Consider the following 24,182-nt stretch of genomic DNA (forward strand, 5'->3'; position numbering starts at 1 on the left):
AAATATGAAAATTTTATTCAGTTTTTTAGTTGCATATATATTCGGCTCATTTCCATCTGCATACATTATTACGAAACTGAAAAAGGGGATCGATATTCGTGAAATTGGCACCAAAAATATGGGAACAGGCAATGTATTTCACCATGTAGGAAAAATTGAAGGACTTACAGTTCTTTTCTTGGACATTCTTAAAGGAAGCATACCAATTATCATTGCAATTTATATTTTCAAACTTCCTTATTATGTTGCCGCTATCTCTGGAATATTTGCAGTTTTAGGGCATGTGTTTCCCATCTTTCTTAAGTTTAGAGGTGGAAGGGGGGCTGCAACAACATTGGGCGTTACCCTTACCATCATTTTCTCTTATCTTGAATTAAAAAGCCTTTATGTATTTATACCAATCCTCATAATCTACCTTACACTTATCACAATGACAAAATCTCAGGTTATAAGTCTATTTTTCCTGTTTCCCGTGTATCCGTTTTTGATATTTTTGGCAACAAACGACTTGAAACTATTTCTTGTAAATATTGTCTTTACAATAATGGTTGAATTTTTTGGATTTCCAAACTTTAAAAGAGAATTTAATAACCTTATTACTTCGAAAAGAGGTTCATTATGAAGAAAAAAGATACCGGTAAATTAATCAGTTTATTTTTACTTGTATTGTTTGTTGTTGGATTAACGGGGGGACTAATTTACCTTAGGACGAAAGAAGCGGAAACCTCTTCTGTGAATGTATACTTCTATGACCCTATTCCAAAAGAACTTGTTCCCGTGAAAGAAAATTTCTCAGGATCCGTTGAAAGTATTGCAAAACAAGTTTTTGAAACTTTGAAATCTCCGCAACTTTTGACATATTTTCCCACAATACCAAAGGAACTTTCTTTGGATTTTGCAAAATTTCAAGATGGCACGCTTACAATTAACATTGTTACAAATGGAGCAAAGAAAACAGTAAAAGAAGAGTACATAGCATTTTTAAGTCTTGCAAACTCTCTTAAATCAATAAAAGGAGTAAATAGCCTAAAAATTCTTGTGGATTCAAAAGAAAGTAATGTTTTTTTACGATATGTAAATATAAATGAAACTTTATCACACCTTACTTCTTCACTTCCAAAATTTAGGACAGTATATCTATACTTCCTCACGCCTGATTTAAATTACCAGGCTGTTGAGAAAAGAGAAATTCTTGATTCGGATAAAGGAGAGGTGCTTGCAATGGAGATTCTTAACGAACTCTCATATGGCTCGAAAATTGGACTTGTAAGTTTATTGAAACCTGAATATGTTAAAAGCATTGAGCTAAAGTCAGGTGGACTTGCCATTGTAAACTTTTCAAATATTATTAATGAATTGTCTTTGGGTAGTTCTACTTCAAATCTCTTTGTGCTAACTATTGTAAATTCCTTAACAAATATTGGGGATATAAGAAAGGTTTCGTTTGAAATAGACGGAAATAAAGTTGATACACTTTTTGGCGCAGTAGATGTAAGTATGCCGATTGCAAGGTTCAATGCATTGCCGAACATGTCTTTTATGATTCTATATTATGTATCGTTCATAAATGAAAATCCTGTTTACATTCCTGTTGCGATACCAACAAAAACAATTAACCTAACAAAAGTGTTTGAAGAATTAAAAAAACCAAAGAACAATTTGCAGACATATCTAAGCGATATAGATATCACAAAAATTGAGGTAAAAAATTACACTCTAAAAATTTCGCTTACCTCAAAAAGAGTTTTGTCCGCAGATGAAATTGATTACATTAAAAATCAGGTATTCTTAACTGCAATGGAAATTCCGAACATCAATACCCTCGATTTAACAATAGGAGAGGAGGGATTTTTGCTTACAAGATGAAAATAAAAGCAAAAGGAGTTTATTTAGATGGAAGGATTTTGAAAGACTACGGATTGTATGTTATAGGCAACTACATAAAGGAAATTTTACCGAATAGCGAGATTGGTAATGACCCTGATACAACTTCTTTGGACGGTTTTGTTTACCCTGCATTTATCGAATCGCATGCGCATATTGGCGAAATAGCAAATACACTTGGACATATAAATGGTGAAAATATGTCGTTTGAAGATATTGTTTTAACAGTTTCAGGTCGTGATGTATCATTCATATTCAACGTTAACTTCAATAAACTTACAAAAGAGCAATTCAAATATCTATTTACACTCAACAAAAAAATTTATATGCAAAGTAAGGACGAACACTCTACATTCGTGTCAAAGAAATTTCTAAAGAGCGCTTCTATTAATTACGAGTTAATTGATAAAGACTCGCTTGAATTTCTTAACGATGAATTTATTGGTATTTTCAAGGATAGTGCTATAAACCATGTAAAACATCTAAAAGAAATTAAGATCGATGACCATATACTATCACAGGTTGAGGAATATTTCCTTTCGCGTGGAATTGTAACTGTCACAAACTTTGATTTTTATATGAAAGACTACCTAAAGGATAGAATTATTAGGGTAGTGCAAGGCATTCAAAAAGAGTACCTTGATGAAGCAATAAAAGAGGGCATAAAAACTGGACTTGGTGATAACAATTTTATTTATGGACCGTTAAAAATATTTCTAGACGGATCCCTTGGCTCACAAACCGCAAAGATGCTTAATGATTTTCCATTTAAAGGACTCCTTCTTATGGAGGAGTTAGAATTTGAAGAAATTGTAAAGAGAGCAAATGAAAATGGAATTTTCGTTGCAGTTCATGCAATTGGAAGTGAGGCGGTACACATTGCCTTAAGGGTGTTTAGCAAATACAAAAATTTGACTTGTATGAATCGTATTGAGCATCTGCAGTTCATTGATCCTAATGACTTGTTCCTTTTGAAAGAAACACCATTTATTCCGTCGATGCAGCCAATTCATGCAAAAGGAGACGTTGAATTATATAAAAAATATATGGAAGGTTTTCACTATGCATACGCATTTAATACAGTTCTTAATGCAAAGGGATTCTTAATTTTTGGCTCCGATGCACCTGTTGAAGATGCTTCAATTTTTGAAGGTATAAATGCATCAGTAAAACATCCAATTATTGAAAGTGAAAGCATTCCACACAACAAGGCTTTAAAGGCATACACAGAGTGGGGAGGAGCATACAATTATGTTCCAAACAGAGGAAGTATTTCAAAAGGAAAACTTGCCGACTTTGTAATTTTGAAAAATGAAATTTCTGAGGATAATTTATTAACAAATGAAATAGTAGCAGTTTTTAGGGGAGGGGACATTGTATGGACGAAATAGAAACAAAGGTGCTTGCAACAATTACAAAGGATAAATACCTTCTTACAAGGGGGCTTGCAGAAGGCCTCGAAAAAGAACTGTTTGAAATGTCTGAAGCGAGGACTTTGTTTGAATATATAGTCTCAAAATACTCAAAAAATGCAGCACAAATTGATATTGATCTTCTAAAAGAAACTCTACGTGAAGACGGGTTTCTTACCACAAAAATGCAGGAACTTATAAACACAATACAAAAAGAAGATCCACTTACCCTTGAAGGTTTATTTACATATACGGAAACTTTAAAAAGACGGCTTGCCGAGAAAACCCTTATAAATATAGCAAAAAAGATTGAAAGCTACGTTGAATCAAAGGCAAAAAAGGAAGATCTTGTAGAATTTACGGGAAATATAATTGGGGAATTAAGAGAAATCATAACAGGAAAAGCAAAAAGAAAAATCTTGCCTCTTCGAAGCTATCTTATTAGATTCACTGCAGAACTTGAAGGAAGAACAGAAAATATAAATCCAATTCTTGGATATTCTCTTGAACCATTTTCATGCCTAAACGAGACACTATCTGGAGCACGAAGAGGGTTTTATTATGCACTTGCCGGAGCGCCACGCAGAGGCAAAACAAATTTTATGCTCAAACTTGCAACCTCTATAGCAATGAATGAAAAAATCCCAGTGCTGTATTACTCCTGGGAGCAGACCGAAAGAGTCTTATTTTTAAGAGTATTATCGCAGGAAACCTTAATTCCACCTTATCTTCTTGAAACAGAAAGAATTTTCGACGACCCAGATCTATCGGAGCGGTTTAACCAGGGATACGCAAAGGTAGAGCAGTTTATGAACTATATGTATCTTGTCGAAGGGAGAAGAGAAGATACAATAAACAAGATAAGAAGCCACGCACTATCGATAATGCAGGAAAATAACACAGACAAAATTGCAATATTTATCGATTACTTACAAAAAGTGCCAACAAATATACTCTACCAAGACCTTGCTCAGCAAGTTGATGAGGTCTCAGGAGGTATTGCTAACCTGTCAACGGAATTAAACGCACCAATATTCGCAATTTCATCTTTTGATAAAGAAGGGGCGAAACTTGACACGGAAGAAAGCAAAACTCGTCCAACAATGTTTAATTGCACTGGTGGTGGCGATATTGAATACGATGCAGACGTTGCAATGGTTATAACAAAGGATTTTAAAGATACAAATGTCCTATATGAAAAAATCTACAATGCTTCAAAAGAAGGTCGTATCGATCCCAATAGAATCCCCCATTTTGATATTTTAAATCTTTACGTTGATAAGAATAGAGATGCCCCCTTCGGTGGAAACATAATAATTCAATACTTATTCCTTATTGAGGATAATACGCTTGTAGAAATTGGATACAAAGATATAGGAGAAGAACGCACTTATGCAAAAATTTCGAAGATATTCGAGTGGATGCTTGAAAACGGTTATCTTGTTAATATGAGATGAAAATAGCACTTATAATAATCGGAGACGAAATCCTAGACGGTCTTCGAGAGGATGAAAATTTTAAGGTTGCAAGAAAGAATTTGAAAAATGTTCACATAAGATTTGACCAACTTCTTTTTGTAAGAGACAATCTTCTCGATTTGAAGAGGGTTTTGAATTTCACAAAAGACTACTTTGATGTGGTAATAACATCAGGTGGGTTAGGCTTAACACCCGACGATATAACACTTAAGGCATTTTCTGAAGCCTTTAATGTACCACTTGTTAAAAGCAAAGAAAAAAGAGAAATTGTTAAGAAGAACATCGAAAGGGTGAATGCGATTCAATATATTGATCTCATAGATGAACTCTCAGAAGGTCTTTTGGGAAGTATGCCTATAGAGAATCCAACTGGTGTTGCCGCAGGTGAAAAAATAAAAATTGGAAATACTACCTTTTATATCCTCCCTGGCGTCCCAAGAGAGTTTGAAGCAATGATAAAAATTGTTGTAAGCGATTTAAATTTTGCACCTGAAAATAGTGTCGTTAAAGTTATCTACGAAGTAGATGAAAAGGAAGCACGCCTAATAAAGGTCTTGAGAGCAATTGAAAGCAATTTTAATGTAAAGACTGCATCTTATCCTCCAATACATCTGGAAGAGAAGTTAAGAATAATTCTTTACGGTAAGAACGGCCTATTGAATGAAGCAAAAGAATACTTTGAAAGCACATTAAAAAATGCTAAAATTACCTTTAAAGAAATTAGCCCCAGCCACACCTCATAACCCCCACCTCAAAAAGAGGCATTTGGGGTATCTTCCCCCAAAAAAGAGGGAATGTTTGAGGTTGTAGCCAGGGTAAAAGTATTTTACAGAAAATTTCAAAATTTGCAATCTCTTTTTATAATATGACTATGGAAGCAAAAGCATATGCAAAGTTAAATTTAACACTTGAAATTACGGGTGAATTAGGTGAATACCACACCATTGAATCTGTATTTCAGAAAATAAGTCTTTTTGATGTTGTTTCAGTCAAATTGGGAAAATCAGATTCAATAATATTCTCGGAGTCCATTAGAAATATTACTTCAACTGTTCACAAAGCGCTTGAATTGTTTAAGAAAAAGGCAAACGTGAAAGAAAATTTCGAGATCTATGTGAAGAAAAATATCCCAATGGGTAGTGGACTTGGAGGCGGAAGTGCAGATGGCGCAATAACACTACTTCTCCTTAATGCTATGTTCAAAAATATCCTTTCAAAAAGTGATCTCTACGAAATAGCAAAGGAAGTCGGTTCCGATGTGCCATTCTTTCTCGATTCAAACACAGCATGGGTTAAGGGTATCGGTGATATTGTGCAAGAATTGCCAAACCTAAAAGAGTTATATTTTGTTTTGGTTCATCCAAAATTTCACTTCAAGACAAAAGAAATGTATGCTATGTTTCATGATTATGGAAAATACTCAGATGGAACAAGGACATTAACTTTAGTTGAATTAATTAAAAAAGGAAATTACACAGCAAAAGACATTGATAAACTTTGCTATAACGATTTTGAAATGATGCTTTTAGAGAAATCCGAAAAGTTCGTTGAATTTAAGAATATTCTTGAAACAATTGCGGAAGTAAAATTTCACCTTACAGGATCAGGGTCTACTGTGTTTGCAATCTTTGATACAAAAAAGGAGGCGGAAAAAGTTAAAAACACTCTTGATAAAATGAAATTCAACACGGACCTTGTAAGTTCTAATATATAATCATAGGTTTTTTACTTTTTCAATATATTTCTTAACATCAAATTTCTTGTATATCGATTTTTCGCTCATATACCGAACTTTTCCAAAGATTGGACGCTCTTTGAAAGGTCGGTCGTGTTTTCCGAAGCACCAAGCAATCCCCGCATAAGAGTTTGGGTCACGCCCATCTAATGCGTATTTATTATTCAATTCCTCAAGATACTTAAAGGCAATATCAGGTGATTCGCTCCATTCGATTACCTTCTTACCCCAGTACATCCTTAAGTATCCGTGCATCTTCCCAGTCTTTACAAGTTCCGTCATTGCGGCATTGAAAAGAGGATCATGTGTTTCAGCATTTTCAAGTTGTGAAAAAGAATACCTATAAGTTCGTATATCAAATTTGTGCCTTTGTAATGTTTCATATTCCCAATGTTCAAGTCCCTCAAGTCTATCATAGCGCGGATTGTAATAAACAAAGTTAAAAGCAAGTTCCCTTCGAATTATTAGTTCTTCAAGAAATGCTTCTTTTTCATGTTGCTCTACACTACTTTCAAGCACAGAAAGAGCAATTTCAATTGGCGAAATTTGACCAAAATGGAGATACGGACTTAAGTTTGATGTGAAACTTTCCGAGAAATCATTCTTCTTTTCAAAGTAATTTGGCAACTTATTCTGTATGAACTCATTTAAAATTTCTTTTGCATTACTATAACCACCTTTGAAATAGCATGTCTCAGAAATGTTATATCTAAAGTGAAGCCTGTTTATGGCATCTTTAGGATTTCTTACATCAAATGAAAATAAAATTTCTCTTAAAGGAGGAAAAGCAATTTGTGGCATATTTAAAGGTTTAAGATAATCATTAAGTTGTTTTTGGATTTTTCGTCTGATTGTATATGCTGCATACTCCTCTTTGTTTGATGCAATTTCTACAGGCACAATTACATTATCCTCAACTGATAAAACGGGAATATTAACAGACTCAACAATATTCTTTCGCCATTCTCTTAGAAGTTTTGTATATCCAACATCCATAATAAGGATGGAAGCATTTTTCGAAAAATCTACTACATGTTTTACAGGATCGCCCACATGAACAACAAATTTTATTCCAAGTTTGTGAAGTTCCTCATAAACTTCCTTAAGTCCTTCAAGCATAAAAAGAAAATTTCTTCTGCTTCCGTAAGGGAAATTTTCATTTATTACAAATAAAACAACCAGGGGTTTCTTAATTTCATTTGCCTTATTAATTGCTTCGTACAGGGCTAAATTATACACAACCCTCTGTGAGGATTGCATCCAATAAAGGACAAATTTACCATAAGAATTAATATGCAAATCTTTTAAAATTTTTGTTCTTCCCATTTCTAAATGTTGGGGGACAAAGTCCCCCAAAATAAATTACTTTGCCTTTTTCGTAGAGGAGGATTTTTTGGTTGTTGCTTTCTTCTCCTCTTTCTTTACAGGCTCTTTTACTTCTTTCTTAACGGCCTTTTTCGTTAATTCTTTTTTGGGCGATTCTTTCTTTTCAACTGCCTTCTTTGTTTCTTTCTTTGGAGCCTCAACTACCTTCTTTTCTTCTGTCTTTTTTGCTTCTGTTGCGCTTTCGGTTGTCTTCTTTTTGCAGGCCATTTTTACCTCCTTTACTTTTATTTTATAATAAAATTAAAAAATGCAATAACTTTTAAAGAAAATTATTTGACTTTTTTGGAGGTTTTTATGGAAAATTTTCCGAAACCAAAAGTTGTATTAAGCAAATGCATCAATTTAGAAGCAACCAGGTATGATGGCGGTATCATAAAGGATGAATTTTCAAAAAAGTTGGGTGAATTTGTAGAGTACATCCCGGTTTGTCCAGAGGTTCAAATTGGACTCCCTATACCAAGAGACCCAATAATCATTGTAAAAAATAATCCAGACAAACTAATTCAGCCATCAACAAGAATAGACTTAACTCAAAAGATGAAAGAATTTAGCAAAGAATTTTTGCAAAGTCTTAAAAGTGTAGATGGGTTCCTTTTGAAAAGCAAATCTCCAAGTTGTGGAGTAAAGGATACAAATTACTATAAGGACTTTGAAGGGCGTGAACCTGTGGGAAAAACCTCAGGAATGTTTGTGAGACATGTTATGGAGATGTTTAAAAATTACCCAGTCGAAGATGAAAAACGCCTTATTGACAAAGGCATCCGAGAACTATTTTTAACAAAGATTTTTGCATTCGCAGATATAAGAAATCTCAAAGACAATCTCACAAAATCGAATCTTATCGAATTTCATACAAGATACAAGTTGATGCTTATGACATACAATCAGACAAATTTAAGAGCACTTGGAAAAATTGTTGCAAACCTCAAAGAAAATAAACTATTTGATGCATACGAAAATTACGCGCAAATATTCAGAAATTCCTTTAACAAAAGGCCATCAGTTGGTGCGCATATTAATACACTATTGCACGCATTTGGATATTTCAAAGACAAAATATCTGTGAAAGAAAAAGCACATTTCTTAGATATTATTGAAGACTTTTCAAAAGAAACTGTTGATCTTCATACACCAATTGAACTTATTTTAGGATTTGCAGTTCGATTTGATGAGGATTATCTCTTGAAACAAAGGTATTTTAACCCTTATCCAAAGGAATTAAGGCGCTTGTAATAGTTATTTCTTAAAATTTCTAACTCAACCTCTTTTGGCACAAGGTAGGTTATTGATAAACCGTTTTTTACACGCTCTCTTATAAGAGTTGAAGAAATGCAAAATAAAGGATGACTTAAAGTAAAGATTTTGTCTTTAAACCCGTTAAGGTTTTCTGAAATAAACTCTCTCAAAGTTGAAAAATCATCGTTCAACCTTTTTGCAACAATAAAGTAAGAATTTCTTAAGATTTCTTCGTAATCTTTCCAAAGAGTGATCTTAAGAAATGCATCTTCTCCAATGATTGAAAAGATTTCAACACCTTCTTGCTTAAAGTGTTTCAAGGTTTCAATGTAATAAGAAGGCTCGGGGCTTTTCACTTCAAAATCAGAAACTTCGAAATGATTTTCATCTTTTATCGCCATTTTAACAAGATTCAGGCGTATATACTTGTCAAGTAAATCTTTCTTTGCAAATACTGGATTGCCAGTTGGTATAAAGATAACTTTACTTAAATTAAAAAGATTTATAGCCTCTTTTGCAACAAAGAGATGACCCACATGAATTGGGTTAAACGCTCCACCATAGAGAGCAATTCTAATCTTCGTGGTAGATGAAAGATTTGCTTCCAATGAACACTCTATCTCCTTCCTTTATGCCATTTGATTTAAGAATCTTTTCAAGGTTGATTTTGTCAAAATATCTCAAAAGCTCATTAACCGAACCAACTCTGTTGAAATCTGTAAGTTCAGCGTGGCGTTCAAGTTCTGAATTTAAAACTTTGAAGGTATGCTCATCAATCTTTTCAACAACTATTTCTTTTCTTTCAAGTGTAAATTCTCTTACCTCTTCAGGAGGCTTTTCCCCCTCCTCTTTTGTTTCTTTTACAAGTACATATAGCCTCTCAAGAACTTCTTTAATTCCAATGCCATTAAGCGCAGAAATAAAATAGACCTCCTCATTAACTCTTTTAAAGAAATCCTTTAGTTCTTTTGTTCTCCTCACAAGCCATGTATCAATTTTATTAATAACGATTATTCTTTTTTTCTTAAGAAGATTTTCATTGTAATTGCCAAGCTCATTTAATAAGATTTTGTAGGTCTTCTTGATATTCTTTCTGTCTGAGCCATCAATAAGAAACATGAGGACCTTAGTTTTCTCAACGTGGGATAAAAACTGATTGCCTAAACCTTTTCCAATAGAAGCACCTTCTATAAGGCCAGGTAGGTCAGCAATAGTAAATGACCTAAGATCGTCAAGTTTTACAACACCAATTTTTGGAGAAAGCGTTGTAAATGGGTATGAAGCAATTTCAGGATGAGCATTGCTTACTTTTGAAATAAAAGTAGATTTTCCTGCATTCGGAAGGCCAACAATTCCTACATCAGAAATAACTTTAAGGATAAGTTCGAGATCTCTTTCTTCATATGGTCCACCCTTTTCAGAATAGCGAGGTGCTCGTTCTGTTGAGGTCGTAAAAGCCTTGTTTCCCCTCCCACCTTTACCACCTTTTGCAACAACAACTGATTCTCCATCTCTGTTTAGTTCGGCGATGACTTTTCCTGTTTCTCTATCGATAATGGTAGTACCAATGGGAACTTCAATAATTAAGTCTTTTCCGTTTTTTCCATGTTTCAGGCGTCCACTTCCATTTTCACCATTTTCAGCAAAAAAGTGCTTCTTGTATAAAAATTTTTGGAGGGTTGTGAGGTTTTTATTGGCTCTTATAATAACATCGCCACCCTTACCTCCGTCCCCTCCATCAGGACCGCCTTTTGGTATAAACTTTTCTCTTCTAAAACTTATTGCACCGTCTCCGCCTTTTCCTGAGCGAACTCTTATGTATGCGTGATCAATAAGCGACTTCTTAAGCGGTTTCACTCTCTAAAACATCAACCTTTGTGTACTTTCTTGTCTTGGTGAATTTGACAATACCATCTTTGAGAGCAAAAAGTGTCCAGTCAGATCCAATGCCAACATTTTTGCCAGCCTTAATCCTTTCACCTCTCTGTCTTACGATAATATTGCCAGCCTTTGCAAATTGCCCATCAAATAATTTCACTCCAAGATATTTTGGGTTGGAGTCTCTCCCATTTACTTTGCTTCTCTTCTTGCCCATATTAGCTTACCTCCCCTACAATTTTATCAATTGTAACAAGTGTGTAGGGTTGTCTGTGCCCCTGTTTCTTCTTGTTCCTTGTCTTGTGTCTGTAGAAGAAAACAATGATCTTCTTTTCTCTTCCCTGCTCTTTGATTGTTCCCTCTACATAAGCATTCTCTACCTTGGGGTTTCCAACAATAACTTTTTCTCCATCCTTAAGAAGGAGCACTTCATCAAATTTTACCTTGGTGCCTACTTCTTGATCAATTTTTTGCACCTTAATTGTGTCACCTTCCTTAACTCTATATTGGTGACCACCAGTTTTAATAATCGCTTCCATAATAACCTCCTTCCACTACAGAAGGTACTGGGGAAACCTTCCGTAAGTAGTTTAACTCTAATCGAAATATTATAACGAATTGCTTCTATTTTTGCAAGTTTACGAATCGAATCATCAAAAATTTATATGAAATTGAATCGTTGCCTCATATAAAAAATCTATTCAAAAATGGAGGTAAAGTGACGAAAAAGTTAGAAGAAGTTCAAAAGGGTGGCAAGATTTAAGGTTATAAGCAAGGCACAAAATTGAATTTAATGCACTAAGTAAGATTTGAAAGAGAGTCCCATCGTGAATAAAAAGGTATTGAGAAGATAATAGAAGTGAATTTGCATTAGCGACTGCAAAGAGTTAATTGATGGGATATATATTTCATAAAACCTCTTAATAAAAATCACGGGTTCGAAAAAGATTAAGAAAATTAGGCAAGGTAAAGGGAGATCACTGTCTCGAGTCATATAACGAATTTTAATCAACTTGATATTAAATTGTCCAAGTTTACCTCTGACTTTTACTTCTTCAAAAATTATTTTAAGGCTACCTCTAATTAGAGGTAGCCTCTTTATTACATAAAAGAAATAAACTAATGTATGTAGGATCTTAATTTTGCGCCAAGTTCCTTAAAACCGTCTTCAGGTGAAATCTTTTGAAGGAAGATTTTTTGCAATTCAGCACCTATATCAACATAAGCCTGAGTCCATTCTTTCGTAATTGGTTCAATCAATGCATTTGGAAGTTCATCAAATCCTGCCCTTCTTTCGGGATGCGCTTGAATAAACTCTTTTAATAAAGGCAATTCAAGGGCACTCTTTCTTACAGGAAGATATGCAGTATCAATTGACCACCTTGCAGTTTGGTAAGTAGATGTAAACCATTTTACAAATTCCCATGCACCTTTTACAGTTTGTGAATCATATTTATTTCCAAAGATTACAACGTTTGCCCCTGAAAGAGTAGTGTATTGACCTTTTGGTCCTGCTGGAATTGGTGCCTGAGCCCATTTGAATCTACCACCTACTGCTTGATCTACATAAGTAAATCCCACAACGCTTCCAAAAATAAAGGCACATTTTTTATTCCCAAAATCTGACTGATAATCATAACCATTCGTAAAATGAATATTTCCATTCTTGTATAAATCGTTAAGGAATTTAACTGGTGCAAGGGCATTAGGATCTTTATCAAATAATACGTTTCTATAATCATCTGTTAAAACTCTTCCACCCCATTCATATACCATTGCATACCAAATATCGACAATTGCATCCGAAGAACTCATACCCAACGAAGCACCCCACTGAGAGCCATCTGGTTTTGTAAGAGCCTTAACCATAGTTGCAAACTCATCCCATGTTTTTGGAGGGTGATCAAAACCTGCTTCTTTAAGCATATCTACATTGTAGTACATTACCTCAACACTCTTATTAAAAGGCATCATCCACATCTTACCATCTGGCATATAGCCATCTTTCCACATGATTGGGAAGAAGTCATTAATATCTGCTTGTGAAAGCCCCATTGAAGGATCTTTTACAAATTTCTCCATCGGTGTGAGAAGGTTACCAAGCATATAGTTTGCAACCCAACTTTCTCTTGCTTGTGCGATTACGGGAGGCGTATTAGATGCAACTGCTGCGGTAGTCTTTTGTTGAAGTGTAGGATAGTTTGCAACTGCGGTTTGAACAATCTTATATCTTGGGTGAGTTGCATTAAATTCATCAATGAGTTTTGTAAGTGCCTTCCCAAGTGCTGCTTGCATTGCATTCCAGAAGGTAATTTCAGTTGGATTCTTTATCCAATCTTCAGAGAATTTAACGGTAACAGATTTTTCAGTTGCATTCCACGTAATATCTGCACCAAGTGAATCAGATACAAATCTTAGAGGGACAACAGTTCTTCCTGTTTGTTTAATGATTGTTGCAGGTGAATCAAGATAGACTGTATAACCATTGACAGTTGCAGTTGATGAATCAATCTTGAGGACAATTGTGTTTCCAAGAAGTTTAATTGTTGCTTCACGAGTGGATCCATTCCAATCAACTGTTGCGCCAAATGCCTCTGAGATAAATCTAATTGGAACAAGAGTTCTTCCATTTACGATAACAGGTGCCTGATCAAGAGTCGTAGATTTTCCATCGATTGTGCCAGTGGTTTTTCCTACATAAACTACAATGGTCTTCACATTCTGTGCCTGAACTGATGGAACTACCTTTACAAAGGTAAAGACCATAACTAAGATTGCAAGTACTGCAATCAGTTTCTTCATACTCTACCTCCTTTCAAAATTTGGGTTTTACCCATGATAAGTAATTATAGTATTTATTTGTTTAAAGCAAAGTTTTTTGACAAGTGTTGAAAAACAAATAACAAAAGATAAAAATAATTGTGTTAAGTTTTTAGTCTTTCCTTGTCTTTCCTGTTATATATGTAATCCCTATAAACGAAAGAAGGGATATGTAAATTAGGAATGCTGAGATAGCCGATGCGACTCTCATATCGTTTCTAATTTGCTGGAACAGTTGTAATGGAAGGGTTTGCCCAGTAAAACCTGCAACCATACTCGTTACCTCAAATTCTCCAATAGAAATTGCAAATACAAGTAACGCACCAACGGTAATGCCTCCGATAACGTTAGGAATTATGACATATCTAAAACGGTCAATGATACCTGCACCTAAACTCTGGGCTGCCTCGGACAATGTAATTTCGTCTATAGTCCTAAAAGATCCAAGAGTGTTTCTAAACATATAAGGAAATCCCAATAGAGTATGTGCTATGATTACCATAAATAGTGTGCCATTGAATGCAAGCGGAGGTTTTGAAAATGCAAGGATAAGTGCAGAACCGACGATAACTGGCGGAAAAATCATCGGAAGGATATTAACAAAGTTTCTTACTGTTTCTCCAAAACGACCTCTGAGTCTATTTACAACATATGCAGCAGGAAGAGAAATTAATAGAGAAATTAAAGTTGCAAAAGTTGCAACAAAGAGTGAAATCATCAACGCCGAATAATTCTTAGGGCGTCTAATAATTTGTAAATACCATTCAAAGGTAAATCCTTTTGGAAGTATTCCCTGCCAAAATTTTGAGAATGAAAATATTATCGGCATTGAAATTGGAAGGAGGATATAAAGAACAAGCAATATTATAAATAGATTTTCTAAAATTTTCTTTCTCATTTTTATCCTCCTGGTTTGAGTTTTTTCTCAAAAATATTCAATATGGATAAAACAATAGAAATAATTAATATTAAAGTAACTGAAAGAGCAGCAGCCTGAGGTAAATTATACGTTGACTCAGATGTTTGAAAATAAATTTGGATTGAAAGCAAATTTTTTTCGCCACCAACAAGTGCAAGAACAGTGCCAAAAGCACCGAGCATACCTGCAAATTGAATACTCAAACCAGATATGAAACCAGGTGCAAGAGATGGAATAATAACATATCTCCATGTTTGCATTGCATTTGCACCTAAATTCTTTGCTGCTTCTACTATGCTTTTATCAAGATTTTCAAAGACTGCAGCCATTGTAAGCGTCATAAGAGGAATCTGAAAGAATCCATAAACAAATACAATCCCGGGCCAAGAATATATATTAATATAAAAATCCTTAGGCAAATGCAAGATAAGCCTTATTATTTGATTTATAACTCCATTTCTTCCAAGTAAAATTATAAATGCAAAGGCAACTACAAGACCAGAAAGAGTTAAAGGAAGAGAATAAAGCGATAGTAAGAAATTTTTTCTTGACCTATTTAATTTAGAGATAAAGTAACCTACAAATGTTCCGACAACTCCCCCAAACACACTTGCTGCTGTAGAAAATAACAAACTATTTCTCACGGCAAACTTGTATTGATCAATAGTCAGTATGTTTCTGTAAAATTGAAGCGTAAGGGTGCCTTTATCACTAAAAAAAGATTTTATAAACAGGTTTATAATAGGATAAAGTTCAAAAAATCCAAGAAAAACAAAAAACGGCAAAATTAAAAGGTATTCTTTTCTTATCTTTTTCATTTAAATCACCTTAACCAGGGGGAAAGACCCCATCGCCTTCCCCCATCTTATACTCATGCTATTTTGCGCCAACTGCTTGTGCCCACGCATTCTGCAATGCTTGTGAAATCTCCGCATCTTTTTGATAATCTATAAATTTAACCTTTGAATACTGTTCCTTTGGTGGAAATTTTGCAGCAATCTCAGGTGGAATTTGGATGTCAGGTCTTATTGGAGTTACATACGCCTTAGCAAAAAGTTTTTGTCCTTCATCAGAGAACAAAAACTCTAAGAAAAGTTTTGCAGTGTTAGGATGTGGCGCATTCTTTGCCATAATTACGCCTCCACCCACTGCTACTGTCCCATCAGTTGGAATAACAACCTCTGCCGGAACTCCGAGCGTATCTCTCCAAAGAAGTAGGTTATAATCAAAATTAATAAGTATTGCAACTTCACCCCTCTGGAATTTACTTACATCAACTTTTGGATCAACAGAAGCAATAATGCCATTCTTGTGAAGCTTAACGAGGAAGTCGATTCCTGCCTGATAGTTATACGGATCTCCTGACATCGCATAAGAAACTGCCTCAACTGTATTTACTCCTGTGCCTGTTGCCCTTGGGTCAAGATAACTCACAAGTCCTTTATACTGAGGATCGTTGAGTTCTGCCCATGTGTGTGGGACTTTCTTTACAATGTTCGTATTTACGATAAATCCAAGTGTGCCTTTATATGCTGCTTGCCAAACAGAACCGTTTGGAGCAACACCCTTTTGCCCTTCGGGAATTTTATCCCATACGCTTACCTTGTAATCACTTGTGTATCCTTCCTGTGCAAGCTTCATTGCATAAGATGGTTTAAGATCTGCAACATCATTTTTAGATGCATTTTCCTCTTTCATCCTTGAATAGACAACAGAAGACCCCATATCGATGTCCTGATGTTTGATCCCATAAAGTTTTTCAAATTGACCATAGATCTCACCATAATTCGCCCATACATCTGGCATGCCATAAGAGTTGATTACGCCACCTTCACCTTTTGCTGCTTCTGCAAGTTTGTCCATAACACTCTGCCCCGTCTGAGTGGTCGTGGTTGTCGAAGTCTTACAACCTACGAAAGAAACACTCAGGAAGATTACAACCAAAATGGCTGTAATTAGTTTCTTCATACTGCACCTCCTCCTAAAAGATTTTTAATATTTTTAAAACTTTTCGAAATAGCGCTAAAATCCCTGTGAAGTTCAATAATACCAATTACATCATTTTTAAGATTGTTAATTACAATAAGAGAGTCTTTAAAGTCATCATCTATGTTTGCCTCTATAGGCCTGTGAAGATCGTAAATACCGTCGTTAGTGTGTAAGTGTAGTTTTGTAATTCTTGAGGAAACTAACGATACATAGTCAAAAATTTTAAATTTCGATATTTTTGCATGTCCAAAGTCAAGTGTAACAAAAAGATTATCAACTGTATAAACAAATCTCTTTAACTCATAGGGATTATTCATAAGTTCAAATGGAAAATAAAGATTTTCGATTGAAATCGTAAGGTCACCATTACCCGAAAGAATTTCCTTTACTGATTTTCGCAAAGCATCTAAATGTAATCTTCTTTCATTCTCTGCAATTTTCACATAAGAATCAAATTCTGCAAGTTTCGGATCTATGAAATCAAACCATGTAATATAACCACCGTGTAATGTTATATTCGTTGCGCCAATTGACCTTGCGTAATCAAGTTCCTTGAAAATTTCTGAAACAGCACTTTTTCTGATACTTTCCGTAGGAAATGAAGGATTAAATCCTTTAAGAAAAGTCACATGAAAAGTAATCTCAAAGGAAATCTTTTTTGCAAATTCTATGAATGCCTGTGGCGTTCTTGCATTAACCTCAACACACGTCAAACCTTCCCTGTAAAGATTTTCTACATCCTTAAATGTTAATTCTTCACTATAAGAAAATCCAAATTTAATCATCGCTCAATAAGTAGTGCTGCGCTTTCCGCAAATGACACAAAAACTTCCATTCCTTTTTCATATCTTGAAGCCTCCTCAATGGGGACATCCACTTGAACCATCTCGTTGAATGCTCTTAATGTAATACGGGCAAATGAGCCAAGAAAAGTTGACACATCAACAATTGCCTTGAAGGAGTTAATGCCTTGAGGTTCTTTTGAAATTTTCATAAGTTCAGGTCTAACAGCAAGTGCAAAATCCCCAACTCTTCTATCTTCGATTTTAAAACTTATACCATGCCAATCAAAAACACCATTTGAAGCATATCCGTGGAAAATATTAGCAACCCCAACAAAATTTGCAACAAATAGATTCTTAGGGCTTCTGTAAATTTCTACTGGTGTGCCAACCTGCTGAATTACGCCTGCATTCATAACAACAATTCTGTCTGAAATTGATAATGCTTCTGCCTGATCATGTGTCACATATATTGAAGTAATACCAAGTTCCTTTTGGACCCTTCTAATTTCAACCCTCACTTCCTCTCTTACCTTTGCATCAAGTGCTGAAAGAGGCTCATCTAAAAGCAAAATTTTAGGCTTTTTGGCAAGTGCTCTTGCAAGAGCGACCCTCTGTTGCTGTCCACCTGATAACTGTCTTGGAAACCGGTCTTTTAGGTTCTCAATTCTTAACATTTGAAGAAGAGGCATAACTACTTTTTCTTGCTCCGTTTTAGAAACTCCTTTAATCATGAGGGAAAAAGCAACATTCTCAAAAACAGTCATATGAGGAAAAAGGGCATAAGATTGGAACACTATTGCAACGTCTCTTTTTTCGGGTGGTATGTCATTTATTACCTTACTGTCTACAAGAATCTCACCAGAATCAACTCGCTCAAAGCCTGCAATACTTCTTAAAAGTGTAGTCTTTCCACACCCCGACGGTCCAAGAAGTGAAACAAGTTCTCCCTCGTTTACAGAAAGAGAGAAATCATTTACTGCAATAACATTTCCGTATGTTTTTCTTATACTTCTTAGTTCAAGATAATTTTCTTTCATGGCTAATCCATAAATGCGCCACCGTTAACATTTATTGCCTCACCTGTAATAAAGTTTGAAAGATCTGAGGCAAGAAATATTGCGACATTTGCAACATCTTCAGGGGTTTCTAATCGTCCTAAGGGTGTATCTTTAATGTATAATTCTCTTACAACATCTTCGCTTACTCCCCTAAGTTTTGCTTCCCAACTAACTTCCCTTTCCTGCATGCTTGTTTTTACATAGCCAGGACAAATCGCATTTACAAGAATCTTGTAAGGTGCAAATTCTCCTGCAAGTGCCTGTGTTAAACCAACAACTGCAAACTTACTTGCAACATAGTGTGCAAGAAATGGCGCATTACCTCGTTTTCCTGCCATACTTGCCGTGTTTATTATTTTGCCTCTTACTTCATTAACTATCTCTTGATTAATCATTCGCCTTAAAACCTCTTGAGATGCTATAAACACCCCTTTTGCGTTAACAGACATGTTGAAATCCCAATCTTTGTCTGTAAGATCAAGAAATTTATTCATTGTTGATACGCCAGCGTTATTGTGCCATACATCGATTCGTCCAAATTTGTCGTAGATAACATCAATTGCTTTTTTAATTTCTTCTCTATTCGTGACATCAGCCTTAATTGGTAATGAAATTTCACCACTTTTTTCAATTTCATCTGACACATTCTTTGCAAAGTCAAAATTAAGGTCAATAACAATTACTTTTGCTCCTTCTTTTGCATATGAAAGTGCACACGCCTTTCCAATACCTGTACCACCACCTGTTATTGCAATTACTTTATCCTTGAGTAGCATCAAACACCTCCTTGGTTAAAATTGTTACATTAAGTTCTTTGAGTTTTTCGTATAAAGGCCCTTTTGGTCTTTCGTTTGATACAAGATAGTGAATCTTATCAAGACCTGCAACGAAAGAAAATGCAACTTTATCAAATTTACTTGAATCCGCAACAACTATTACTTCTTTTGCATTTTTTATAAGTGCTTTTTTAACAAGCGAATCTTCAAGGTTATATTCTGTTAAACCTGCATCTTTATCAATTGCACCAATCCCTAAAAACAACTTATCCACAAAAAATTGTTCAAGATTTCTTACCGCAATCTCTCCTGTTAAGGACAACTCGCCGCTTCTTAAAATTCCTCCGGGAAGGATAAGTCTAATTTCCTTTTTGTTTGCAAGAAGATTAACTATGTGCAAATTTGGTGTAATAACTGTTAGATTGTGAAATTTCTCAAGGTGCTTTGCAACTTCAATTGTTGTTGTTCCAACATCAAGCGCAATTGAATCACCATCAGTTATTAATGTTGAGGCAATGCGACCTATTATTTCCTTTTCCCTTTTATGTTTTGTTTCCCTTATAACAAATGGTGGCTCAAAACTTCTTCCACGACTACTTACAGCCCCTCCATAAACACGCCTTAAAAGTCCCTCATGTTCAAGGCGCGAAAGATCTCTTCTAACAGTCATTTCGGAGACATTAAGAATTTTTGACAAAGTTTCGATTGTTACACTTCCGTTTTTCTCAAGTTCTTGAAGAATTACTTTTGCTCTCTCTTCATAAAGCATTTAACACCTCCAAAATTTGAGGATGTAAAAAGGGATTTGCCGCAATAATTTCTCCCTTTTCAAGGTAATTTCCCCCATTTCTAAAATCGCTTACAACCCCATTTGCTTCCATAACAATAAGTGAGCCTGCAGCAATATCCCATTTAGATAGCCCTTTTTCCCAGTAGCCATCAATTACACCTTCTGCAACGCGTGCAAGGTCGAGAGCGGCACTTCCATCAACCCTAACAGACAATGTTTTTCTAAATAATGCTTCAAATTGAGGAAAATTTGAATACTCTGAAAAATCGTAGGGAAAACCGGTTGCAAGAAGAGAATTTGAGAGGTTTTCAGTTTTAGAAACACTTATTAACTTTCCGTTTTTAAAAGAACCGCCACCTTTTACTGCATAGTAAATATCTTCAGAAATAGGATTGTATATTACGCCTAAAATCACTTCCTTTTCTTCCATAAGCGCTATGGAAATGCACACGTTTGGATAACCTTTTACAAAATTAGTAGTGCCGTCGAGTGGATCAACAACAAAAACCTTATTTGAACTTCCTTGCAAGGTTCCCCCTTCCTCAGACAAAATACCGTATTGAGGAAAATACTTTTTTATCTCATCTCTTATGAGGGCATCAACCTCTTTATCGACGTTAGTTACAAGGTCTGTTTCTCCCTTATGTGTAATGAGTATACTTCCCTTAAAATTCTTTTTTATAATTTGACCGCTTTTTTTTACAACATCCAAAATAAAATCAAGTTCGACCATTTTTATCCCATCGTAAATTGGTATGTAAATTTTTTCTTTTTCTCATCAAGATTAATAAGAACCCCTCTTAAAATGCCGTCAGAGTATTCACTTCCTGGGTTTAGACACACGGTTTTTCCAATCTTTATATTCCCGGCAGATTCATGCACATGTCCGTGCAAACCTAAATCAGGTTGAAATTCCTCGATTATCTTACGCACACTTTTACTTCCAACATTCTCTGTCGCAACCGATCCACTTTCTATAACCGGCTTCAATGTCTTATCAAGTTTAGGTGCAATGTCAAGAGATGTATTATATGGAGGTACATGGATATTAAAAATCGTAAATTTATTGTAATCCATTTTTTCTGCAAGAGCCTTTAAATCGCTATAAATTTCATCTTCGCTTTTTTCACGTGGCGAATTCCAAGGAGTTGGATTTGAATACCCATAAGAAAGCATTTTTACATTTTCGAAAATTTCAACAACCTGCATATCTGGATTCACTACATACTTAGAAACCAACAACGCATCATCGACAACAGGATCATCATCATTTCCCGGAGACACATAAATCTTAATACCGAGTGGCTTTAGTCTTTCAGTTGCAAGAACCATCCACTCTTCAAGCGTATGTTTAATGACAAACTTAAAAATTTCTTTTCTTTTTTCAGGGCTTTTTTCTATTACTTCAAGTTCCTCTTCACTTGTCACATACGGATATAATCCGTTAAACCTTATTTCTTCTTCAAGTTTTGGAAGTTCGCTTTTTGAGACAATTTCGTCTTTTCCTTGATAGTTTGCCTTATAATAATCGTTGGGCATTTTTACAATAGGCACAAAACCTTTTCCTGTTATATCTCCACCTAAAATGAGTATTTGTGCATTATAAAATTTACCGGCGTTTACAAACTTTTTGAAGCACCTTTCAGAACCATGAATGTCTGTTGTAAAAAATATCTTTACCATCTTTCCTCCTATTCAAGTCTAACTTCCTCTGGTTCATCATACCAAGGCATTTTTCTTCCTATGATACTGCGCATTTTCCAAGAAAGAGTTTTTGGAGCATTATCCATTGCATTTATTATGTATCCAATGACCGCTTGAACTCTATCATAATCCTTTCCCGTTAAGTAATCCTTAGAAAAGTCTTTGAGAAGTATCAAATTATCACGTGCCGTGGTATACCATCCCCAATCATTTGAGGTAATACTGAGAATATATTCAAGTTCGTTTAATTCGACCTTGTTTTCCAATCCAAAATCGTGATCAATTAAAAACATTAAAAGATCTTTAACATCTTTTTCATTCATTTTATGAATCTGAATCTTTGTTAAGAACACGTCTCCAAGGCTAATTGTATAAGGTAACATAGTAATTCTTTGCTCAAGGTCGATTTTATGACACTGTTCAAATACGCCAATAAAAACATCTATTTGGAATTCATTTCCTTTGTAATATAAAAGTCTTGTTGCACCGTGTAAAGCATTAAACTGTTTGTCTTCCATTAAACCATTTTCGTTGAAGATTCTACTTAAACCCTTAACACCCTTTCTATTAACAACAAAATCGAGATCTTTGTATTCTCTTTTAAGAGTTTCAATCGTACGCCCTTTTGGTGAATTCAAATACACTGCAAGCCCACCGAGAAGACGGAGGTTTGGGCCCTCCGCCTTCGCTTTGTCAATCAAATCTTTTGCAAGGTTTACAAGCTCCTCGGTTCTACCCATATAACACCTTTACTCTGGTGGTATCTCCGTAAATACCTGTGTAATATCAATACCTTGAGATTTCCTCACTGCAACTGCAATTGCATACCAAATTACTGCAATCACAGGTACAGAAAATGCCTCAATCATTGCAATAGGCTCAATCTTTAAGCCAAACTGTGGAACAAGAAATGCAGCAACAAAAACAGTTCCCCATGTAAGTACAGTTACAATTCCTGCAATGGTCATGTAAGGAATACCACCCAATTTTCTCTTTGCAAGGTCTGGTGCATTTTCAAAGAGATCCTTTTTCTTGTAAGGGAAGATTATTGCAGCAATTCCAACAACAACAAATGCAAGAGCCATAACTGCAATGATATTAATCAAATATCCACCAAGGCCGCCATAGATATTCAACCAATTCAACAATTCAATGTAAAGCCCCATTATGATGGTTGCTTTAACAGGCGTATGTAAATTTGGATCTACATCTGCAACCCAATCTGGTGCTAATCTATCAAATGCCCATGCAAACAGGTTCCTTGTGCCAAGCAAGAATCCTGCAGGAGTCCACCAAACAATACTCAAAAGGAATGCAAGTGCAATATACACTTTAATAAATTGAGGCAAACTTAGGAATTTTGTAAGCGCTGGCAATATGAAGACAATATTTTGAGGCAATTTGTCCGATGCGTTCATTCCAACATACGACAGAGACGAGAAGAAATCAAATCCCATCGCTTTATATACGAAAAGAGAGCCAAGCGCATACAATGCACCACCAATGAGTAGTGCCCCAAGGACAGATACAATAACTGTTCTTCTTACATTTTTAATTTCCCCAGCAAAATAACCAGTCCATTCAAATCCTGTTAGGTTTTGGAAAGCCCAAAGCATTGCAAGGATTGTCATTCCCCAGTTAATTCCCTGAGGTGGAACATATCCAACATTTTTTGCAATATCAATTATTTGTTGTGGTTGCGTTCCCGTTATTGTTGCAAAACTTGATTGAAATGCTTCTTTTGAAGTAATAAGAAGACCAAGATACCACAAACCAACTCCAACCCACACAATTAAGAAAAGGATTCTCATAAATTTTGCAGCAAACTTTGTGCCTTTAAGCATTATAAGAGTAAAGAAAATTGTAAGGAGCGTTGCAACCAAAAACTGATTTCCAGGTTTTGCAAACCAGTCAATAAATGGCTGAGGAAGATTTGCAACATATCCAAATGCTGGCATAAAGAAAGTCATCATTGTCGTAAAATTAAATGCAACCCAGTTCACAAAAACAAAAGTTAGCGTGACATTTACAACAAATCCAATAAGCGGACTTAAAGTCCTACTTACCCAAACATAGTCACCACCGGATCGTGGCATAATCAATGTATAGTAGATGTAAACAAAGCCAAAACCTAAAAGCAAAATCGAACCAAGGACAAATGCAAGGGCAATGTTTGCACCGGGAAAACTCGCTGCTCCAAACTGAAGCGCCTGTGAAATACCAACAGGAATAAGAATAGCAGCAAAAACAAGGTTAAACGCATCAAAGGGAGTAAGTTCTCTTACAAGCCCAGTTGCGTTTCTTACAAACAACTTTTGTTTTGTTCCCACTT

At 35.3% G+C, this 24,182-nt stretch carries 25 protein-coding genes; 7 read left to right on the forward strand and 18 right to left on the reverse strand.

What is annotated here, in order from left to right; all coding sequences use genetic code 11:
* Positions 1-4 precede the first annotated feature (4 nt).
* The 6 genes from CSE_RS06660 (at position 5) to ispE (ending at position 6,488) form a co-directional block, all read left to right on the forward strand.
* Positions 5-622, forward strand: coding sequence for a glycerol-3-phosphate acyltransferase (locus tag CSE_RS06660; protein ID WP_014453874.1), 618 nt, complete (start codon positions 5-7; stop codon positions 620-622).
* A complete protein-coding gene (locus CSE_RS06665) occupies positions 619-1,866 on the forward strand; it encodes a GerMN domain-containing protein (RefSeq protein WP_014453875.1) in 1,248 nt (415 codons plus the stop codon). The genes CSE_RS06660 and CSE_RS06665 overlap by 4 nt, the downstream gene beginning before the upstream one ends.
* Positions 1,863-3,275: an amidohydrolase gene (locus CSE_RS08005; protein WP_014453876.1), complete on the forward strand. Its 1,413-nt coding sequence runs from the start codon at positions 1,863-1,865 to the stop codon at positions 3,273-3,275. Before CSE_RS06665 ends, CSE_RS08005 begins: the two co-directional genes overlap by 4 nt.
* The gene (locus CSE_RS06675; RefSeq protein WP_014453877.1) at positions 3,263-4,753 is read left to right on the forward strand and encodes a DnaB-like helicase C-terminal domain-containing protein; all 1,491 of its coding nucleotides are present in this window, start codon (positions 3,263-3,265) and stop codon (positions 4,751-4,753) included. Before CSE_RS08005 ends, CSE_RS06675 begins: the two co-directional genes overlap by 13 nt.
* Positions 4,750-5,517, forward strand: coding sequence for a competence/damage-inducible protein A (locus CSE_RS06680; RefSeq protein WP_014453878.1), 768 nt, complete (start codon positions 4,750-4,752; stop codon positions 5,515-5,517). The genes CSE_RS06675 and CSE_RS06680 overlap by 4 nt, the downstream gene beginning before the upstream one ends.
* 128 nt (positions 5,518-5,645) lie before the next feature.
* Positions 5,646-6,488, forward strand: a complete 843-nt coding sequence (gene ispE / locus CSE_RS08010) for a 4-(cytidine 5'-diphospho)-2-C-methyl-D-erythritol kinase (protein ID WP_050981352.1) — start codon at positions 5,646-5,648, stop codon at positions 6,486-6,488.
* Here ispE and CSE_RS06690 read toward each other — a convergent pair whose 3' ends face one another.
* Positions 6,489-7,835 (reverse strand): deoxyribodipyrimidine photo-lyase, encoded by a 1,347-nt coding sequence (locus CSE_RS06690; protein ID WP_014453880.1) that lies wholly within the window; start codon positions 7,833-7,835, stop codon positions 6,489-6,491.
* A 36-nt stretch (positions 7,836-7,871) separates the two neighbouring features.
* Positions 7,872-8,102: a hypothetical protein gene (locus tag CSE_RS06695; RefSeq protein WP_014453881.1), complete on the reverse strand. Its 231-nt coding sequence runs from the start codon at positions 8,100-8,102 to the stop codon at positions 7,872-7,874.
* Positions 8,103-8,189: 87 nt separating this feature from the next.
* Between CSE_RS06695 and CSE_RS06700 the strand changes: the two genes are divergently transcribed.
* Entirely contained in the window at positions 8,190-9,128 is a 939-nt protein-coding gene (locus CSE_RS06700) for a YbgA family protein (RefSeq protein WP_014453882.1), read from the forward strand.
* On the opposite strand, the gene nadD is transcribed toward CSE_RS06700, so the two are convergent.
* The 16 genes from nadD to CSE_RS06780 all read right to left on the reverse strand — a co-directional run bounded on the left by nadD (position 9,101) and on the right by CSE_RS06780 (position 24,180).
* Positions 9,101-9,739, reverse strand: a complete 639-nt coding sequence (gene nadD, locus CSE_RS06705) for a nicotinate-nucleotide adenylyltransferase (protein WP_014453883.1) — start codon at positions 9,737-9,739, stop codon at positions 9,101-9,103. The two genes, CSE_RS06700 and nadD, sit on opposite strands and share 28 nt — an antisense overlap.
* Positions 9,705-10,988 (reverse strand): GTPase ObgE, encoded by a 1,284-nt coding sequence (gene obgE, locus CSE_RS06710; protein WP_014453884.1) that lies wholly within the window; start codon positions 10,986-10,988, stop codon positions 9,705-9,707. The genes nadD and obgE overlap by 35 nt, the downstream gene beginning before the upstream one ends.
* Positions 10,975-11,226, reverse strand: coding sequence for a 50S ribosomal protein L27 (rpmA, locus tag CSE_RS06715; RefSeq protein ID WP_014453885.1), 252 nt, complete (start codon positions 11,224-11,226; stop codon positions 10,975-10,977). Before rpmA ends, obgE begins: the two co-directional genes overlap by 14 nt.
* 1 nt (position 11,227) lies before the next feature.
* The gene (rplU, locus tag CSE_RS06720; RefSeq protein ID WP_014453886.1) at positions 11,228-11,548 is read right to left on the reverse strand and encodes a 50S ribosomal protein L21; all 321 of its coding nucleotides are present in this window, start codon (positions 11,546-11,548) and stop codon (positions 11,228-11,230) included.
* Between the two features lie 580 nt (positions 11,549-12,128).
* A complete protein-coding gene (locus CSE_RS06725) occupies positions 12,129-13,811 on the reverse strand; it encodes an extracellular solute-binding protein (protein WP_014453887.1) in 1,683 nt (560 codons plus the stop codon).
* Positions 13,812-13,941: 130 nt separating this feature from the next.
* A complete protein-coding gene (locus CSE_RS06730) occupies positions 13,942-14,727 on the reverse strand; it encodes an ABC transporter permease (protein WP_014453888.1) in 786 nt (261 codons plus the stop codon).
* Between the two features lie 2 nt (positions 14,728-14,729).
* Positions 14,730-15,566, reverse strand: coding sequence for an ABC transporter permease (locus CSE_RS06735; protein ID WP_014453889.1), 837 nt, complete (start codon positions 15,564-15,566; stop codon positions 14,730-14,732).
* A gap of 58 nt (positions 15,567-15,624) precedes the next feature.
* On the reverse strand, positions 15,625-16,716 hold the full coding sequence (locus CSE_RS06740) for an ABC transporter substrate-binding protein (protein ID WP_014453890.1): 1,092 nt from the start codon (positions 16,714-16,716) through the stop codon (positions 15,625-15,627).
* On the reverse strand, positions 16,713-17,522 hold the full coding sequence (locus CSE_RS06745; protein ID WP_014453891.1) for a sugar phosphate isomerase/epimerase family protein: 810 nt from the start codon (positions 17,520-17,522) through the stop codon (positions 16,713-16,715). Before CSE_RS06745 ends, CSE_RS06740 begins: the two co-directional genes overlap by 4 nt.
* Positions 17,519-18,559: an ABC transporter ATP-binding protein gene (locus CSE_RS06750; RefSeq protein WP_014453892.1), complete on the reverse strand. Its 1,041-nt coding sequence runs from the start codon at positions 18,557-18,559 to the stop codon at positions 17,519-17,521. The genes CSE_RS06745 and CSE_RS06750 overlap by 4 nt, the downstream gene beginning before the upstream one ends.
* Before the next feature lie 2 nt (positions 18,560-18,561).
* A complete protein-coding gene (locus CSE_RS06755) occupies positions 18,562-19,356 on the reverse strand; it encodes an SDR family NAD(P)-dependent oxidoreductase (protein WP_014453893.1) in 795 nt (264 codons plus the stop codon).
* Positions 19,340-20,125, reverse strand: coding sequence for a DeoR/GlpR family DNA-binding transcription regulator (locus CSE_RS06760; RefSeq protein ID WP_014453894.1), 786 nt, complete (start codon positions 20,123-20,125; stop codon positions 19,340-19,342). Before CSE_RS06760 ends, CSE_RS06755 begins: the two co-directional genes overlap by 17 nt.
* On the reverse strand, positions 20,115-20,879 hold the full coding sequence (locus tag CSE_RS06765) for an inositol monophosphatase family protein (RefSeq protein ID WP_014453895.1): 765 nt from the start codon (positions 20,877-20,879) through the stop codon (positions 20,115-20,117). The genes CSE_RS06760 and CSE_RS06765 overlap by 11 nt, the downstream gene beginning before the upstream one ends.
* 2 nt (positions 20,880-20,881) lie before the next feature.
* Positions 20,882-21,829 carry a metallophosphoesterase family protein gene (locus tag CSE_RS06770; RefSeq protein WP_014453896.1) on the reverse strand — a complete coding sequence of 316 codons (948 nt, stop codon included), beginning with the start codon at positions 21,827-21,829 and terminating at the stop codon, positions 20,882-20,884.
* 8 nt (positions 21,830-21,837) lie between these two features.
* Positions 21,838-22,590, reverse strand: coding sequence for a hypothetical protein (locus CSE_RS06775; RefSeq protein WP_014453897.1), 753 nt, complete (start codon positions 22,588-22,590; stop codon positions 21,838-21,840).
* Positions 22,591-22,599: 9 nt separating this feature from the next.
* Positions 22,600-24,180 carry an APC family permease gene (locus CSE_RS06780; RefSeq protein WP_014453898.1) on the reverse strand — a complete coding sequence of 527 codons (1,581 nt, stop codon included), beginning with the start codon at positions 24,178-24,180 and terminating at the stop codon, positions 22,600-22,602.
* Between the last annotated feature and the right edge of the window lie 2 nt (positions 24,181-24,182).

The sequence above is a fragment of the Caldisericum exile AZM16c01 genome (genome assembly GCF_000284335.1).
GTDB lineage: Bacteria > Caldisericota > Caldisericia > Caldisericales > Caldisericaceae > Caldisericum > Caldisericum exile.